The organism is Pedobacter paludis (assembly GCF_003173575.1).
Classification (GTDB): Bacteria; Bacteroidota; Bacteroidia; order Sphingobacteriales; family Sphingobacteriaceae; genus Pedobacter; species Pedobacter paludis.
The window spans coordinates 611,225-627,003 of the sequence record NZ_QGNY01000002.1; the positions used below are offsets into that span (position 1 = coordinate 611,225).

Annotated in this window: 8 protein-coding genes; 5 read left to right on the top strand and 3 right to left on the bottom strand. The window is 38.7% G+C overall.

Features of this window, described 5'->3' with window-relative positions:
* Positions 1-24: 24 nt before the first annotated feature.
* Both DF947_RS07180 and DF947_RS07185 read left to right on the top strand, forming a co-directional pair.
* Positions 25-1,833 carry a RagB/SusD family nutrient uptake outer membrane protein gene (locus DF947_RS07180; RefSeq protein ID WP_109929014.1) on the top strand — a complete coding sequence of 603 codons (1,809 nt, stop codon included), beginning with the start codon at positions 25-27 and terminating at the stop codon, positions 1,831-1,833.
* An 18-nt stretch (positions 1,834-1,851) separates the two neighbouring features.
* On the top strand, positions 1,852-3,510 hold the full coding sequence (locus DF947_RS07185) for an endo-1,4-beta-xylanase (RefSeq protein ID WP_109929015.1): 1,659 nt from the start codon (positions 1,852-1,854) through the stop codon (positions 3,508-3,510).
* Between the two features lie 229 nt (positions 3,511-3,739).
* On the opposite strand, the gene DF947_RS07190 is transcribed toward DF947_RS07185, so the two are convergent.
* Together DF947_RS07190 and DF947_RS07195 are read right to left on the bottom strand one after the other, a co-directional pair.
* Positions 3,740-5,659, bottom strand: coding sequence for a sialate O-acetylesterase (locus DF947_RS07190; protein WP_109929016.1), 1,920 nt, complete (start codon positions 5,657-5,659; stop codon positions 3,740-3,742).
* Between the two features lie 2 nt (positions 5,660-5,661).
* A complete protein-coding gene (locus DF947_RS07195; RefSeq protein WP_109929017.1) occupies positions 5,662-7,269 on the bottom strand; it encodes a GH35 family beta-galactosidase in 1,608 nt (535 codons plus the stop codon).
* 133 nt (positions 7,270-7,402) lie between these two features.
* Between DF947_RS07195 and DF947_RS07200 the strand changes: the two genes are divergently transcribed.
* On the top strand, positions 7,403-9,058 hold the full coding sequence (locus tag DF947_RS07200; protein ID WP_109929018.1) for a glycoside hydrolase family 43 protein: 1,656 nt from the start codon (positions 7,403-7,405) through the stop codon (positions 9,056-9,058).
* 250 nt (positions 9,059-9,308) lie between these two features.
* Here the strand turns inward: DF947_RS07200 and nagB are convergent, their stop codons facing one another.
* Positions 9,309-11,228: a glucosamine-6-phosphate deaminase gene (gene nagB / locus DF947_RS07205; protein WP_109929019.1), complete on the bottom strand. Its 1,920-nt coding sequence runs from the start codon at positions 11,226-11,228 to the stop codon at positions 9,309-9,311.
* A gap of 152 nt (positions 11,229-11,380) precedes the next feature.
* On the opposite strand from nagB, the gene DF947_RS07210 reads away from it, so the two are divergent.
* Both DF947_RS07210 and DF947_RS07215 read left to right on the top strand, forming a co-directional pair.
* Complete coding sequence (locus DF947_RS07210; protein WP_109929020.1) at positions 11,381-12,577, top strand: anhydro-N-acetylmuramic acid kinase; 1,197 nt, start codon at positions 11,381-11,383, stop codon at positions 12,575-12,577.
* A gap of 70 nt (positions 12,578-12,647) precedes the next feature.
* Complete coding sequence (locus tag DF947_RS07215) at positions 12,648-15,767, top strand: SusC/RagA family TonB-linked outer membrane protein (protein WP_109929021.1); 3,120 nt, start codon at positions 12,648-12,650, stop codon at positions 15,765-15,767.
* Positions 15,768-15,779: the final 12 nt, after the last annotated feature.

The window sequence follows — 15,779 nt, forward strand, 5'->3', positions numbered from 1 at the left end:
ATCCTCAATCTTAATATTTAGAAAATGAAAACAAGATATTTTATACAAGCTATCCTCCTTTCAGCGGTAATTTTGCTTGGAGGATGTAAAAAAGCCTTAGAGGAGCATCCTTATACTGTATTTACAACAGAATACCTTAAAACACCTGATGGTTTGCAAGCTGCTATAACTTCGGTTTATGCAGGTATGCGTTATGATTATGGACCAATCGGTGCAGTATTATTAGCCAATATGGGTACAGATGAATGGACCTTTGGCGACCAAGGTAACTCTGGCCAGACTTTAGAATTGGGAACATATCAAATTCCGGCAACAAATGGTGCGATTTTAACACCATGGAACAGAAATTATTCAAACATTAATCTATGTAATTTCATTGTCGATGCTGCGCCAAAAGTAGCCATGAGCGATGCGGCCAGAAACGTAATTATTGCTGAGGCACGCTATTTAAGAGCACACTATTACTTATTGTTGGTAGAGCAGTTTGGCGCAGTGCCTTTAGATTTGGGCTCGGGTGATCAAGTATTTACCGATGTTGCCTACTATGGATTTAATCGTCTTCCTTTTAATGATATTTTGAAGAAAGATTATCAGGCAATGATTAACGACTTAACTTTTGCAAGTCAGAATTTACCTGTAACCAGACCAGCAAATGCTTTTAAACTGTCTCAGGCAGCGGCTTTACACTTGTTATCTCGTGTTTATTTATATCGTGGGTATTCGGATGTTAAAGAATCGACAGATTTTAACAAAGCCTATACAACTGCGATGGAATTAATCAATAACAAGGCAAAATACGGAACAGACTTACTTCAGGATTACAGCCAGGTGCACAAACAAGGAAACGACTACAATAAAGAAATTTTGTATTCTGTTGAACGTTTGGCTTTAAATAACTCGAACAACGAAACCACAAGTCCTGGAACTGAGTTTGATGGAAAAGTAAATCTGGCCAACAATTTATTTAATGCCAATTATCAAAACGCAGCAACAGTTGGTGGTGTTTCCCTAATTGATGACCGTCCGTTGCAGTATGGCCGTCCGTTAAGACAATTGGCTCCAACGGCTAATGTTTTCAATCGAGTATTTGCAGATAAATCAAACGACAGTCGCTACGATGCTACATTTAGAACACTTTGGAGAGTCGCAACATTGCGTACAGGAAAAGATTTGGATGATTTTAAAGCGAAGCTTGCTACGGTTGGTTTTGCAATAGGCGATACAGCCATTTATTTAGCCAGAACAGATGCAATGGCTGCTCAACTAAAAGCTGCTGGGAAAAAATATAAAGTTTTAGGTCCGTCAGAATTTTGGAGCAATCAAAACAAAACCAATCAGCTTTATCCTAATTTGAAAAAATATGATGATAGCGTCCGTAATAACTTTCAGGATGTTTCTGGTAGACCATATATTGTAGCCAAGCTTTCTGAGGTTTATTTAATTGCGGCAGAAGCCGCTTTACAAGATGGACATCCGGCAGATGCAGTACCTCTAATCAATGCTTTAAGAGAACGTGCTGCGTATAGATCATGGCTTACCGCCGCTGATGTTGCAACAAGAAAGGCAGCAATGACAATCACCGTAGCACAAATTAACCTCGATTTTATTTTGGATGAACGTACCCGCGAACTTTGTGGTGAAGGGATAAGATGGGCAGATTTGGCCGTACGTAAAAAATTGGTAGAAAGGGTAAAACTTTATAACCCAGATGGTGCGCCAAACATTAAGGATTTCCACAATTTGAGACCGATTCCACAAAGCCAGATTAATAGCGTTGTTGATCCTCAAGGAGATCCGAACAGAAATAAATATCAAAATCCAGGTTATTACTAGTCTTATAATTAGAAAGAAATGAAAAAGAAATTAACTATACCTGGCTTGCTGTTGTTAACAGTGCTTGGGTTGTATTCTTGCAAAAAACAAGGTGTTTACAATGGCGCCGATAGCACTTTGGGTGCACAATTTACAGATGATGGAAGTACATTGAAATCAGCAGTATCTTTTCCTTTGGGTTTGGCTGTCGAATATCCTTTAGCATCATCAAATGCAAACTATTGGAATGTTGTAAAAAGAGAAGCAAGCTGGATTACCTTTGGCAACGAACTTAAAAATTCATCAATTGTAAAAGCCGATGGATCATACGATTTCACTACAGCTGATAATTTTTACAACTTGGCTACGGCTGCGGGCCTAAAGGTTTTTGGCCATACTTTAGTTTGGCACACGCAACAAAGAGCTTCTTATTACAACAGTTTAATCGGAGGTGGAAGCAGTTCTACCGCCACTAATTTTGCTGTAAACCCTGGGTTTGAAACCACTACTGTTGGTACTACTGCAGAACCTGCAGATGGATGGCAGGTACTAAATGGGGCAGGTCAGTTTGTAAGTACCACCACGAATGTAAACGGTGGTTTAAAGGCGTTGCAGGTTAACGTACCAGCTGGTGGCCAAAATTATAACACACAGCTGATTACCAAAGCTCAAATTCCGGTTACTGCGGGCAAAACGTACACCATTTCATATTACATTAAAGGTGCAGCAAGTCAAAATATTCAATTTGAAATTAGACCTTACGCTGGCGCAACTGCCGGATCAGTCAGCTATCAGGGAGGAAAAGCCGTAACAACGAGTTATGCTAAAATCTCTTATGATTACTTAGTGCCTGCGGGCGTAACTGCTTTTCAGTTGGCTTTCGATTTGGGCGGTACACAAAACACCTTGTATTTAGACGATGTAAGCATAACTGATGCTTCTGTGGTGCCACCACCAACTGGCGGGGCATTAACCGTTATTGTTGATAATGCAATGAAAAACCACATCCAAACGGTGGTAAATCGATATAAAGGTAAAATAACTGCTTGGGATGTTATTAACGAGCCTTTTACTGATGCTGCTGAATTAAGAAACAATACCAATACCCCAGTTCCGGCAGGAAGAACGGATGTTTTTGTTTGGCAAAATTATTTGGGTAGAGATTATGCTTCTAAAGCCTTTACCTATGCAAGAGCGGTTGATGCGACAGCAGATTTGTACATGAACGAGTATAATCTTGAATCGAGTACGGCAAAATTAGATGCTTTTGTAACCCTAGCGAAAGAATTAAAAGCAGCAAATACAGGTATTACTGGAGTTGGAACGCAAATGCACTGTAATATTAATACATCTTATGCCATGATTGATGGGATGTTTCAAAAGTTAGCGGCTACGGGTTTAAAGGTTAGAATCTCTGAATTAGATATTAGATTAAATCCATCAGAAAAAGTAGGGGCAGTTGGCACATCTGCTGCTTTGCTAAATTTACAAGCCGCAATGTATAATTATGTTATTAAATCATACTTTAAATATGTTCCAGAAGCACAACGCGGTGGAATTACCGTTTGGGGAGTTGCGGATAGTGACAGTTGGATTGTGGTAAGCAATGGCAAAAACGATGCACCATTACTATTTGATGCATCTTACAATAAGAAAGTTGCCTTTGCCGGAATGCTACAGGGTTTAAAAGGACAATAAGATTTTTTGGTTAGCTATAAGCCGTTCTGATTAATTTCAGAGCGGCTTTTTATTTGGAGTTAGCTTTAAGAACTTTAATAATGCTACTGAAAGAAAGTTGCCAAAGCTTGATAAGCTGACTATATGTTTTCTAGGCTAGAATGGTCATCACCCTGAATTTATTTAAGGGTCTTACTTGCTTGAAAGATGCTGAAATGAATTCAGCATGACGATAGAACTTATTAGGATTTTATTTTACACTTGCCTCAAAAGGCGATGCAGGTAAGCCTTCAATGTTATAAAGATTTGCACGTGCTGGATAATCAGCCCAGGCATAACGTACATAAATAGGTTTTGTAATTGCCTCATTCCAAACCGTTATTTTATTGCCCTTAATTTCGGCCTTGGCCCAAACAAACTTCTTATTTGATCCCGCAATTTCAAAATACTGTAACTCAGAATTTCCTTTGGAAACCAATCCTTTTCCTACATGATCAAAAGTTAAAACCAGTTTGTTGTTGTTCAAAAGTATTGATTTGAATAATGGCCCTGAAGGATCAATAGCCTTATCGCCATAAATTGAGTATTCCGCTTGAAGCGCCAATCTTTTACCTACATCTTCTTTGTTTAAAGGATGAATATCATTCCACTCGCCTAAATCTATAGCTACTGCCATTGCTGTGTTTTTTACAGCTAATAATTTTCGCTGTTGATCTCTTAATTCGGCCCAGCTACTTTCCGTAAGATTTGAATTAGTCTCCATAAAGCCTGGCAATTGAACGTAAAGGAAAGGAAGTGATGGATTAGAAAATTGTGTCCTCCAATCTGCAATTAGAGTTCTCATCAGTTCCGAATATTCTTTTGAATTGCTGGTGTTTGCTTCGCCCTGATACCACAATGAGGCTTTAACCCTGTAGTTTTTTAAAGGGGCAATCATTGCATTATACAATCCAACAGGTTTCCATCTAACAAAAGTTTGCGATGGTGAAGGTTCTGTTTTAGCGCCCAATTTATATTTCCACTTACCCCTCAAATCGATGGAATCTTGTCCTGCAATAAGCTGATAGCTTTTATCCAATACAAATCCTCCGTTTCCTGAATTGTTAATGAGTTTAACAGTGATGGTATTTTTCCCTTCTTGCAAAATATCGGTACCAAAAAGATATCTTCTTGGCGGATATTGGTAGCTTGTAGTTCCTACAAATTTTCCATTGATAAAAACCGAATCTGCATCCACAATTCTGCCCAGAAGCAATTTTATAGGCTTGCCGATCATCGTTTTTGGAACATCGATATCCTTCTTAAACCACACTACGCCATTTACTTTACCTAAGCTTTCGTTCGCCCAATAGCCTGGCACATTCATTTCACTCCAATTCTGATCATCAATATTGGTTTTCCAGTTATTTTTGATGCCCTCATCTTTCGAGTTTAGGTTTTTGTACCACGCATTTGACAATGCCTGATCTGATGATTCGATTTGTTTGATCAGCTCATCATTTTTAAATTTTTGAGCCTCGGAATAATACAATGGAAATTTTTTGATTCCATTTTCACTAATCCAGGCCTGCGCCGGTGAGCCACCCAAAGCCGAATTGATAATACCTACAGGAACATGATATTTTTTATTGATTTGAAGTGCGAAAAAGTAAGCGACTCCAGAAAAATCCAACACCGATTTAGGATTGGCAGATTGCCATGAACCATTAGAAAAATCTTTTCGTTCTTGCTTAAAATCGTATTCATCGGGCACTAGAAACTGCCTAATGGTTGAATTTTCGCTTTTCGCAATAATTTTTGGGTATTTGTCGATCAATCTGCCCATTGGCAATTCCATATTCGATTGGCCACTGCATAGAAACACATCTCCAAACAAAATATCTTTCAATACAATTTTGTTGCTGGCCGAAAAAATCATTTCATAAGGGCCGCCAGCTTTTTGTGGAGTAATTTTTATAGACCAATCTCCATCTTTGTTCGCTTTGGTATGATATGTTTTTTTGTTGAAACTTAGCGTAATGCTTTCATTTGGCGATGCCCATCCCCAAACTTTTGTGGTGTCGTTCCGTTGAAGAACCATTCCGTTACTAATTAATTTTGGCAGTTTAATCTGTGCAAAGCCGATAGAACTGCCAAACAGTAAAACGGAAAATAAAGTCCACTTTTTCATAATTAATAAGCGTAAAGTTTAACTTTTTGAATACTAAAATCTCCCTCTGGAATTCTTAAATGTCTGCCTTGATGATCTTGATCGCCATTCATTCTTAATCCGGGAATCCATTTTCCACCTTCAAATGTGCCTTCATCTATTTGAAGAATACCTGCTCTAGAACCATCTTTTAAAGGTTTAAACGTTGCAACGATTCCGGTTCCGGCAATTATAAATTCATCAGGTGCAAGCTGAATAATCAACCCTCCGGTTAAAGGCCAATTTTCATCTTTTGCTTTTGCAGACCAGCCCAAATTTAAATCATGAGAAAAAGAGAAAATATAATCACCCAACCTAACCTCTTGCTTAGAATTGGTTTTGTCAAAAAGCACTCCGTTAATGGTTCCCTTGCCTTGATTTTGGAGAATTAAAGGTTTAAGCTGATTAAGCAGTTTATAAGCGCCAGAAATTTCTTTATTCAGTTTCTCATCTCCATTTTCTATTGAGAAAGGAGAGAAGCCCATAGAATCGTAATGTCCGATAGCATAAAATGCCTTAGCCGCAACTCCCTGTTCGAAGCGGATTTCGGGAATAAACAGTGTATTTTGCCTCCTCACATATAAATCGTTCCAGTATTTAAAGTCAGGGTTATAAAAATCGGGAGACAATAAATCGATGCTTGGCGCTCCAGCTTTCCAAACGTCCATAATATGCGGTAAAGGGCCAGCACTTGGATATTCACCAGGTTTGGCTTCCTTTTTATAGTTTAATGCAGCGTTAAGGTACATGGGCAGATTGTATTGCTGTTTGCCAGCAAGTGCAAGTTGATTGATAAAATCGGCATAGTACCAGGCCATAAAAATTTCATCGGTAGCTAGGCTCTTTCCGAATAAATCTTCCCAGCTTCCCGAAGTTTTAGAGCCATTTTTTGCCCACTTTTCCTTTAGTTCTGGAAGCAGGGTTTCCTTATTCATTTTTAAATAGGATAGAAATTTCTGAGAAACGGGTTTAGAAAATGCTGCGTTTGCCAAATCGCTATGATCACGAGCTTCGGGCAACATTCCAATTTCATTTTCTACCTGTATCATTAAAACGGTTTCCTCTTTGGCATCAACTTTTTTAATATGAGCCATCAAGGCCCCAAAAGCTTTTATATCTGAATTTAAGCTGTTTGCCGAAAACGGACTCAGGATTTCCTGTGCAGTGCCATTCTTATCCTTAGCTCTAGGAAATCTTTTCTGATCTATTTTTACCCAAGCAGGAGCATAGCAAGACATGCTATTCTTCCATGCACCAAACCACAAAAACACGAGCTTAATATCGTTTTTTCGAGCATTAAAAATTAGGCTATCCACTAAGTCGAAATTAAATTTGCCTTCCTCTGGTTCAAGCAGTTCCCAATAAACCGGAGCAAGTATGGTGTTTAAATGAAGAGATTTTACCTTCGGCCATATTGGTTGCATGTATTTGCTGTTAGAAGCGCTGGAGTTTCCAAGCTCTCCGCCTAAAATAAGAAAGGGTTTATCATGAACATAAAGCTGTTTGGTTGTTCCCTGTTGCTTTAATGAGGTTTGTGCAATCGCTTGTACGGTAATGGTTAAAAATAAAAATGAAAGAAATGGATATTTCATAGTAATGGCTTTGGTTAGATTCTGGCTTAATCAAATCGACTACTAAAATAAGAAAAAAATTAGTTTCTGCAATCGGTTGCATATATTATCTTTTATTTATACTTTTCGATAGAAATAGCCAAATGAGTTTATTATGAGAAAAATATTACTGCTGATTTTATGGTGCATAACGATATCTGTTTCAGCACAAATTAAGTTTACAAACCCCATTTTAGCTGGTTTTTATCCAGACCCAAGCATAACAAAAGTTGGGCTGGATTATTATTTGGTTAATTCTACTTTTTCCTATTTTCCGGGCATTCCCATATTTCACAGTAGAGATTTAAAAAACTGGAAGCAGATTGGCAATGTAATCGATCGGCCAGCACAAATGGATTTTATGGGCGATGGCACTTCGAGGGGTTTATTTGCTCCATCTATTAATTATTTTAAAGGCACTTATTACTTAACCTGTACTTTGATTGATAGAAAAGGCAATTTTGTTATGACGGCCAAAAATCCTGCCGGCCCATGGAGCAATCCTACATGGTTGCCCGAGGTTAAGGGAATTGACCCTTCGTTATTCTTCGATACAGATAAAGCTTATATCGTTTACAATAGTGATGCACCAGAAAACAAACCGCTTTATAGTGGACATAGAACCATCAGGACCTTTGAATTCGATCCAGTAAATCTTAAGGTTGTGGGTGAAGAAAAGCAATTGGTTAATGGTGGGGTAGATCTTAGTAAAAAACCCGTTTGGATAGAAGGTCCGCATATTTTTAAACGGGATAGCTGGTATTATTTATGCGCTGCCGAGGGTGGAACTTCTGTGAATCATTCGCAGGTTATTTTAAGGAGTAAATCAGCAACAGGCCCATATATTCCTTTTGAACATAACCCTATTTTAACCCAGCGGGATTTAGACCCTAACCGCAAAAATCCGATAACATCAGCCGGGCATGCAGAATTAATAGAAGGGCCAGATGGAAAAACGTATGCCGTATTTTTGGCGGTTAGACCTTACGAGGGAAATTTTTACAATACTGGAAGAGAAACTTTCATTGCTCCTGTAAAATGGACAGATGGCTGGCCCATTATTAACCCTGATTTTAAAGAGATACAATACAATTATACTGCGGATTTTAAAGCGGTTAAACAAAAAAACACACCGCCTCAAAGTGGAAATTTTGCATATAAAACAACTTTTGATAAAGGGATTGATAAGTCGCTTTTGTTTTTAAGAACCCGCGATACTTCGTGGTATAAAACGGATGATAAGAATGGCCTGACCATGAAGTTAAAGTCTGAAACCTGTATGGGCAACGGTAATCCTGCTTTTATCGGAAAACGCCAGCAACACATGGTTTGTTCCGCTTCAACAGTTTTAGATTTTACAGCAAAAAAGGAAAATGAAAAGGCAGGCTTGTTAATTTTCCAAAGTGAATATAATTTTTATTACATCTGCAAATCTATAAATCAAGGTAAGGCTGTAATCCAATTATTTAAGGGCAATGCCAAAACAAAAAGTATGGATTTGCTTGAGCAAAAAGATCTTGATTTTTCTGGTAAGCTTTATTTGCAAATCGTTGCAAACAAAGAAAATTATAGTTTTTCTTACGGTAGTAAATCAAATAGCTGGAAACTATTAAAAGATAAAATTGACGGAAAGTTTTTGAGTACCCAAATGGCCGGTGGATTTATTGGATCTTTATTTGCATTGTATGCAACCTCATCAGCAATTCCTTCGAGCAATTCGGCAAGTTTTAAATGGTTGGATTACAAGGGAGATGATGCGGTTTATCACTAAGTCTTAACATCAAAATTTACTCAGCAAAAATCAACAAATAATAAACCTCGTAGGTTTTTAAAACCTACGAGGTTTACAAGTCCACCTTAAAAATTTTATTCGTTATTCGGGATACGCTTTGCTAACATCTCGCATAGCATTGTTTTGCGTTGGAGAAACTTCATCAGTCTTACAAGGAATTGAGTTCACTTAAAACTTGCGAAGTCTTTCTACGCTTTTGGCCTTTGAGACTTCGCAAGTTTTAAGCTTTTTAAAATTTCCAGCGAACGAAAGCTTCCATTGCTTCATATTCGGCTAAGCCTAATTCATCATAAGCTTTGGCTGTATCGCGGTTACGGTCTTCAGCACGTTGCCAAAACTCTCTCGCGTCATCTCCAGGGAAAACAGCTCTATCTTTCTGACTCTGGTGTTTAAAGATTGCATATTTCTTGCGCTCCAGTTCCTGCGGACTAATCGGAACGGCCATTTCGATTTCGTGTGTTTCAAACTCGTGCCAAGCACCACGGTACATCCACAACCAGCAATCCTGTGCCCAGCTTTCTGTTTTACGAAGACGTGTCAACGCTGCAAGAATAATATTAAAACAAACAATATGCGTTCCGTGTGGATCTTCAAAATCTCCCGCAGCAAAAACCTGCTGAGGCTTAACTTTTTGTAAAAGATCAATAGTAAGTTCTATATCTGCATCTGTAACAGGATTTTTTTGGTTCTTTCCGCTTTCGTAAAACGGAAGCGCCTGAAAATGGATATGATCATCGTCTAATCCACAATAACGTGCACCTGCAATAGCCTCACCCTTTCTAATCAGACCTTTCACGGTCTGAATTTCTGGAGTATCGACCTGATTTGGCTTTTTCTGCTCAATGAAAGTTCGCATGCTGTTATAAAGATCTTTCAGATGAGCATTATCCATTCCCATTTTTTCAGTAAAATCTACATTAAATTCTACAAACCGCAGCGCATCATCATCCCAAACAGCAGTATTGCCAGAGGTTTGGTAAGCAACATGAACATCATGCTTTTGATCAACCAAACGGATAAACGTTCCGCCCATAGAGATAACATCATCATCTGGATGCGGAGAAAATATGATTACACGTTTCTTTGCCGGTTCAGCCCTTTCAGGTCTCTGCGAATCATCTGCATTCGGTTTTCCTCCCGGCCAGCCGGTTATGGTGTGCTGTAGTTTATTGAAAATGTGGATATTAATATTGTAAACAGGCCCTTTTTCTGTTGCCAGCTGTGCCATACCGTTGTTGTTGTAATCATCTTCGGTAAGTTTTAAAATCGGTTTCTTTAAAGTATTGGCCAGCCAGATTACCGCTTTGCGAATTAAGCCATCAGTCCAAATACAATCTTTAACCAACCATGGTGTATCAAAGCGGGTAAGATCAGAAGCTGCAGGCGAATCTAGGATAAACTCAACGTTATCAGATAATTGAAGATATGTAGCCGGAACATCGCCAGAAATTTCACCTTCAACAGCTTTTTTAATAATCGAAGCTTTTTTACGGCTCCAGGCCATAAGGATAATTTCTCTAGCCTTAAAAATAGTACCAATGCCCATAGTAATGGCCTTGGTTGGAACAAAGGTTTTTCCCCCGAAATCCCTAGCCGCATCTCTACGGGTAAGGTCGTCTAAAGTAACCAGACGCGTTCCAGAATTTGGTGCAGAACCTGGCTCATTAAAACCAATGTGGCCGGTACGACCGATTCCTAAAATCTGAATGTCAAGGCCACCAAGATCTCCGATTTTCTTTTCATAATCCAAGCAGAATGCCGGAATATCCTCTAACGGAAGTGTACCGTCAGGAATGTGAATGTTTTCCTTTTTGATGTCGATATGATCGAAAAGATTTTCGTTCATAAAGGTAACGTAACTCTGCGCTGCCGTTGGCTGCATCGGATAATACTCATCCAGATTGAAAGTAATTACGTTGTTAAAACTTAAACCCTCTTCTTTATGCAGTCTCACCAGTTCGGCGTAAACTGCAATTGGGGTAACACCTGTTGCTAAGCCCAGTACTGCAGGTGCGTTGTTTGCTTGTTTTGTTTTAATGAGATTCGCAATGCGATGTGCTACATTAACAGAAGCAATTTTTGGATTTTCGAACACGCTAACAGGGAGTTTTTCGAAGCGTGTCTCCTCCAGTAGATTTAATCTAGCCATTTTTTTTGTATGGATTTTAATGTACGGAGCAGTAAATATAGAGAGTTATGCTCAATTTCTAACAAAGGTTATCTACTTTTATTCCAACTATTTCTGCAAATTGTCCTTAATGTAAAGAACAAACGTTTGATCGTTTTGAAAAAAATAACCTCATGAACAGCCAAATACAAGAACTATACAACAAAGCCAGTAAAAGCGAGCGATTGATTATCGGTTTAATGAGCGGCACATCGATGGATGGGTTGGACATTGCCCTTTGCCGTGTTTGTGGCCATGGTGCAGAAACCGATATTAAAGTTTTAAAATTTAAAACGGGAGATTTTACCGATGATTTCCGAGCCAAGATAAAAGCGGTTTTTTCGAAAAAGCAAGTCGATTTGCAATTGGTTTGCTTAATGAACGAGCACATTGCCAATACTCATGCCGATTTAATCAATAATGCTTTGGAAGAATGGGGTTATAAAAATGAAGAAATTGATTTTATAGCCAGCCATGGGCAAACCATTTTCCATGCACCAAAATCATTACACAAAATGGATGATTATCCAAATGGTACTTTGCAGATTGGTGATGGAGATCATATAGCCGTTAAAACCGGGATCATCACTTTATCTGATTTCAGACAAAAGCATTTGGCTACTGGCGGTGAAGGCGCCCCTTTAGCTGTTTATGGAGATTATTTAATGTTTTCGAAGACAGATGAGGATCGAGTAATGTTAAACATTGGGGGTATTGCCAACTTCACTTACTTGCCAGGAAATTTAAATGCGAGTGAGATTTTTTCTACCGATGTTGGCCCTGGCAATACCTTGATGGATCAGTACATGCAAAAGCATTACAATCAGTTTTACGATAAAAATGCATCAGTGGCCTTAACAGGAACGTACAATCAGAATCTATTATCAGCTTTGCTGAATTGTGATTTCTTTAGTTTCGATTTTCCAAAAACAACTGGGCCAGAATTGTTTAATCTGGATTATTTGATAGAAGCCCAAAAAATTTCATCAACACAAAACTTAAAACCTGAAGATGTAATGGCTACGCTTTGCCACTTTTCGGCCGTAACCATTAGCGATGCAATAAAAAAATGTTTTGGAAATGATGCGAAGGCAAAAGTTTTTATGAGTGGCGGCGGAATGCATAATCCATTGTTGGTTAAGCTTTTAAAAGAATCTTTGCCTAAATCTGCTTTTGCCACTACAGACGATTTAAACATCGATCCAGATGCTAAAGAAGCGGTACTTTTTGCCGTGCTTGCTAATGAAACCCTTTGCGGAAAGCCAATAAACTTTGGCAACAGGCAGGGCGTGCCTTCTGTTTGTATGGGTAAAATTAGCTTGCCCGAATAAAAAATTTTCTATGTTGCGGATTTTGTTAAATTTGTTTAAATCCTAATCAATACTAACAAAACCAAATTTTATGGAAAAAAGTTACCTAAAATGGTCATCAAAGTTTCTAGCAATTTTGATGATGCCATTGCTGTTGCTCTTGTTTACAGAAATGGCGCAGGCTCAGAGCAAGCGTTATACCATTAGTGGAAAAGTAACCGATGCTTCTAATAACGATCCCATCCCAGGAGTAGTTGTTAAAATATTAAACACAACATTAGCAACCAGCACGAGTAGCACCGGAGCGTACTCGTTCGCAGTAGATTTAGCACCTGGTAAATATCAGCTTCAGTTTTCTTTTGTGGGTTACAAAGCCAATGTGCAAACTATAACATTGGGCGATGATACCTCCGTTCAGCTGGGTGCATCTTTAGCAGGAGATGCTGTAGGCTTAGACGAAGTGATTGTTACAGGTACATCTGCAGGTACAACCCGAAAAGAATTGGGCAGTTATGTAAGTACTGTTAAGGGCGATGATTTAAATAAAGCCCCAAGCGGAAACGTGCTTTCATCTTTACAAGGCAAAACGGCAGGGGCACAGATTAGTCAAAACTCTGGTGATCCTGCCGGAGGAATGTCGGTAAGGTTAAGGGGTATTAGTTCTGTAAACTCATCATCAGAGCCGCTTTACATTATCGATGGAGTAATTGTAAATAACTCAACCACTCGCGTTACCAATACTTCTGCAAATTATGATGGAGGTAACTTTGTTGGAAGTATCGGACAAAATAGAATGGTGGATATTAATCCGGCTGATATTGATCGGATAGAGGTTTTAAATGGTGCTGCCGCTGCTGCAATTTATGGTTCTAGAGCAAACTCCGGTGTAATTCAGATCTTTACCAAAAGAGGCGTAAGCGGTAAGGCTCAAGTAAGTTTTAATACGAGTTTAACCATGAGCGAACTTCGCAAACAGGTTGAAGTAAATCAGGCCCCGATTAAATTTGGTGGCTCGGTAAACACGCAAACGCAGGATATTTTAACGCCGACCTTAACCAATACAACACCTGTAACCCGATATAATTATCAAGATTATATTTTCCAAACCGGTTACGGAACAGACAATACGGTTTCTGTAAGCGGAGGAACGGACAATACCAAATTCTATACTTCGGCAAGCTATTTTACCAATCAGGGGATTATTAAAAATACCGATTTCACCCGATATAATTTAAGAGCCAATGTTGATCAAAAGATTACAGATTGGGCTTCTTTAAGCGTTGGAATGAATTATATTAGAAGTGCTGCAGACGAGAAACCTGATGGAAACTCGTTTTTCTCTCCAATGAATTCAGTAACCATTATTGGTAATTTTCATGATATTTTTGCGAGAGATGCCAATGGAAACTTACTGGCAGTGGGCGAACGTGGCCGGGTTAACCCTGTTTCGGTAATTGAAGATATTAAACAGCGCCAAGAAACAAATAGAATAATTGCCAGCGCAAATTTGAAATTAAACCCAGTAAAAAATCTAACCTTAAATTTCTTAATCGGTGCCGATAATTCTGGATCAAATGGATCGACGTACATACCACCTTTTGCATACAATGTTAATCCCGATTTTTATGGCGGTGGCGCTACTTTAGATGGTACTTTAAATGGTTACGCAAGTGCTGCCAGCAACAACGCTTTCCAGTTTAACAATGAAATTAATGCAACCTATCAGGCTAAAATTTCGGATTTAATTTCATCTACTACACAATTGGGTTATTCATTTCAATATGAGCAAACTCGATATCAATTGGTTAACGGTCGCGGACTTGCGCCTTTAATTCAAACGGTTAATGCTGCGGCTACGCAATTGCCAAGTGTTGATGGTAGAACTCAGCTATCCGTAACTGGCGGTTATTTGCAACAGACTTTTAAATACAAAGATCATTTCTTTTTAACGGGCGCAGTAAGGGTAGATCAATCAACCGTTTTTGGGGCTGATAACAGAACTCAAACCTACTTTAAAGGAAATGCGAGTTATGTATTATCATCTGCCGATTATTGGAAAGATTTTGGTGTGTCATCTTGGTGGGACACTTTTAAAATTAGAGCAGCTTATGGCGAATCGGGTAACTTAACCGGAATTGGTGCATATGATAGAATTAATGCTTACTCAACCCAGTCGTTTTTAGGCAGAGCTTCTTTATTCTCTAGCGCAACCCTGGCAAACGAAAATGTTAAGCCAGAGCGTCAACGTGAGTTGGAGTTGGGAACCGATATGTCGTTCTTTAAAAATAGATTGTCATTACAATTTAACTGGTATAATAAAAAAGTTAGCGATTTGTTAATCGCAAGCGTTACGGCGCCATCAACGGGTTTCTCAAGCTTCTTAGATAATATTGGATCGTTGAGAAATAAAGGTATCGAAGTTGTTTTGGGCGGAACACCATTAAAGGCAAAAGATTTTAGCTGGAATACAACAGTTGTATTTAATAGAAACAGAAATGAGGCCCTTAACGTTGGAGGTTTAAGGCTTTTCAGTACCAATCCTGGCGCTCCTGTTGCAATTATCGACGGACAGGCAATTGGTGTTTTTTACGGAACATTCTTTGCTCGTAATCCAGATGGAAGTTTGTTAACCAACGCTGCAGGCATTCCTCAATTAGAAAAAGGAATCCAAAATTCTACAACAACTTTTACACCTCAACGTGATGCAAACGGACTTCCAACCGGAACAACCCTTCGTAAGGTTCTTGGAAATCCAAACCCAGATTACACCGCCTCTTTTGTAAATGATTTTACCTACAAAAAGTTTAATCTTCACATTCAACTAGATGCCGTGCAAGGTGGCGATGTTTGGAATGCAGATTGGAGAACGCGTCAAGGTGTTGGGAATGGTAAAGTAGCCGAGGCAGAAGATCTTGGTCAAGTACCTAGAGGTTATGTTGCAGGAGTTTATGCTACAGAAGAATGGAGAATTGATGATGGTTCTTTTGTAAAGCTTAGAGAGGTTTCTTTAAGTTACAATATTGGAAAGGTTAAGTATTTAAGAGATTTAACAGTTACGCTAAGCGGAAGAAACCTAGTTTCTTGGGATAATTACAAAGGATATGATCCAGAGCTGAATTCGGGTGGTCAATCTACAATTTTAAGAAATATCGATTTTGGTTCAGTTCCAATTCCAAGAACCTTTAGTTTAGGTTTACAAGTTAAATTTTAATCGTTAAAGGAA

Excerpts from the sequence above, each read along its gene's own strand:
- DF947_RS07180 (WP_109929014.1), top strand. The coding sequence starts at position 25 with ATGAAAACAAGATATTTTATACAAGCTATCCTCCTTTCAGCGGTAATT.
- DF947_RS07185 (WP_109929015.1), top strand. The coding sequence starts at position 1,852 with ATGAAAAAGAAATTAACTATACCTGGCTTGCTGTTGTTAACAGTGCTT.
- DF947_RS07190 (WP_109929016.1), bottom strand. The coding sequence starts at position 5,659 with ATGAAAAAGTGGACTTTATTTTCCGTTTTACTGTTTGGCAGTTCTATC.
- DF947_RS07195 (WP_109929017.1), bottom strand. The coding sequence starts at position 7,269 with ATGAAATATCCATTTCTTTCATTTTTATTTTTAACCATTACCGTACAA.
- DF947_RS07200 (WP_109929018.1), top strand. The coding sequence starts at position 7,403 with ATGAGAAAAATATTACTGCTGATTTTATGGTGCATAACGATATCTGTT.
- nagB (WP_109929019.1), bottom strand. The coding sequence starts at position 11,228 with ATGGCTAGATTAAATCTACTGGAGGAGACACGCTTCGAAAAACTCCCT.
- DF947_RS07210 (WP_109929020.1), top strand. The coding sequence starts at position 11,381 with ATGAACAGCCAAATACAAGAACTATACAACAAAGCCAGTAAAAGCGAG.
- DF947_RS07215 (WP_109929021.1), top strand. The coding sequence starts at position 12,648 with ATGGAAAAAAGTTACCTAAAATGGTCATCAAAGTTTCTAGCAATTTTG.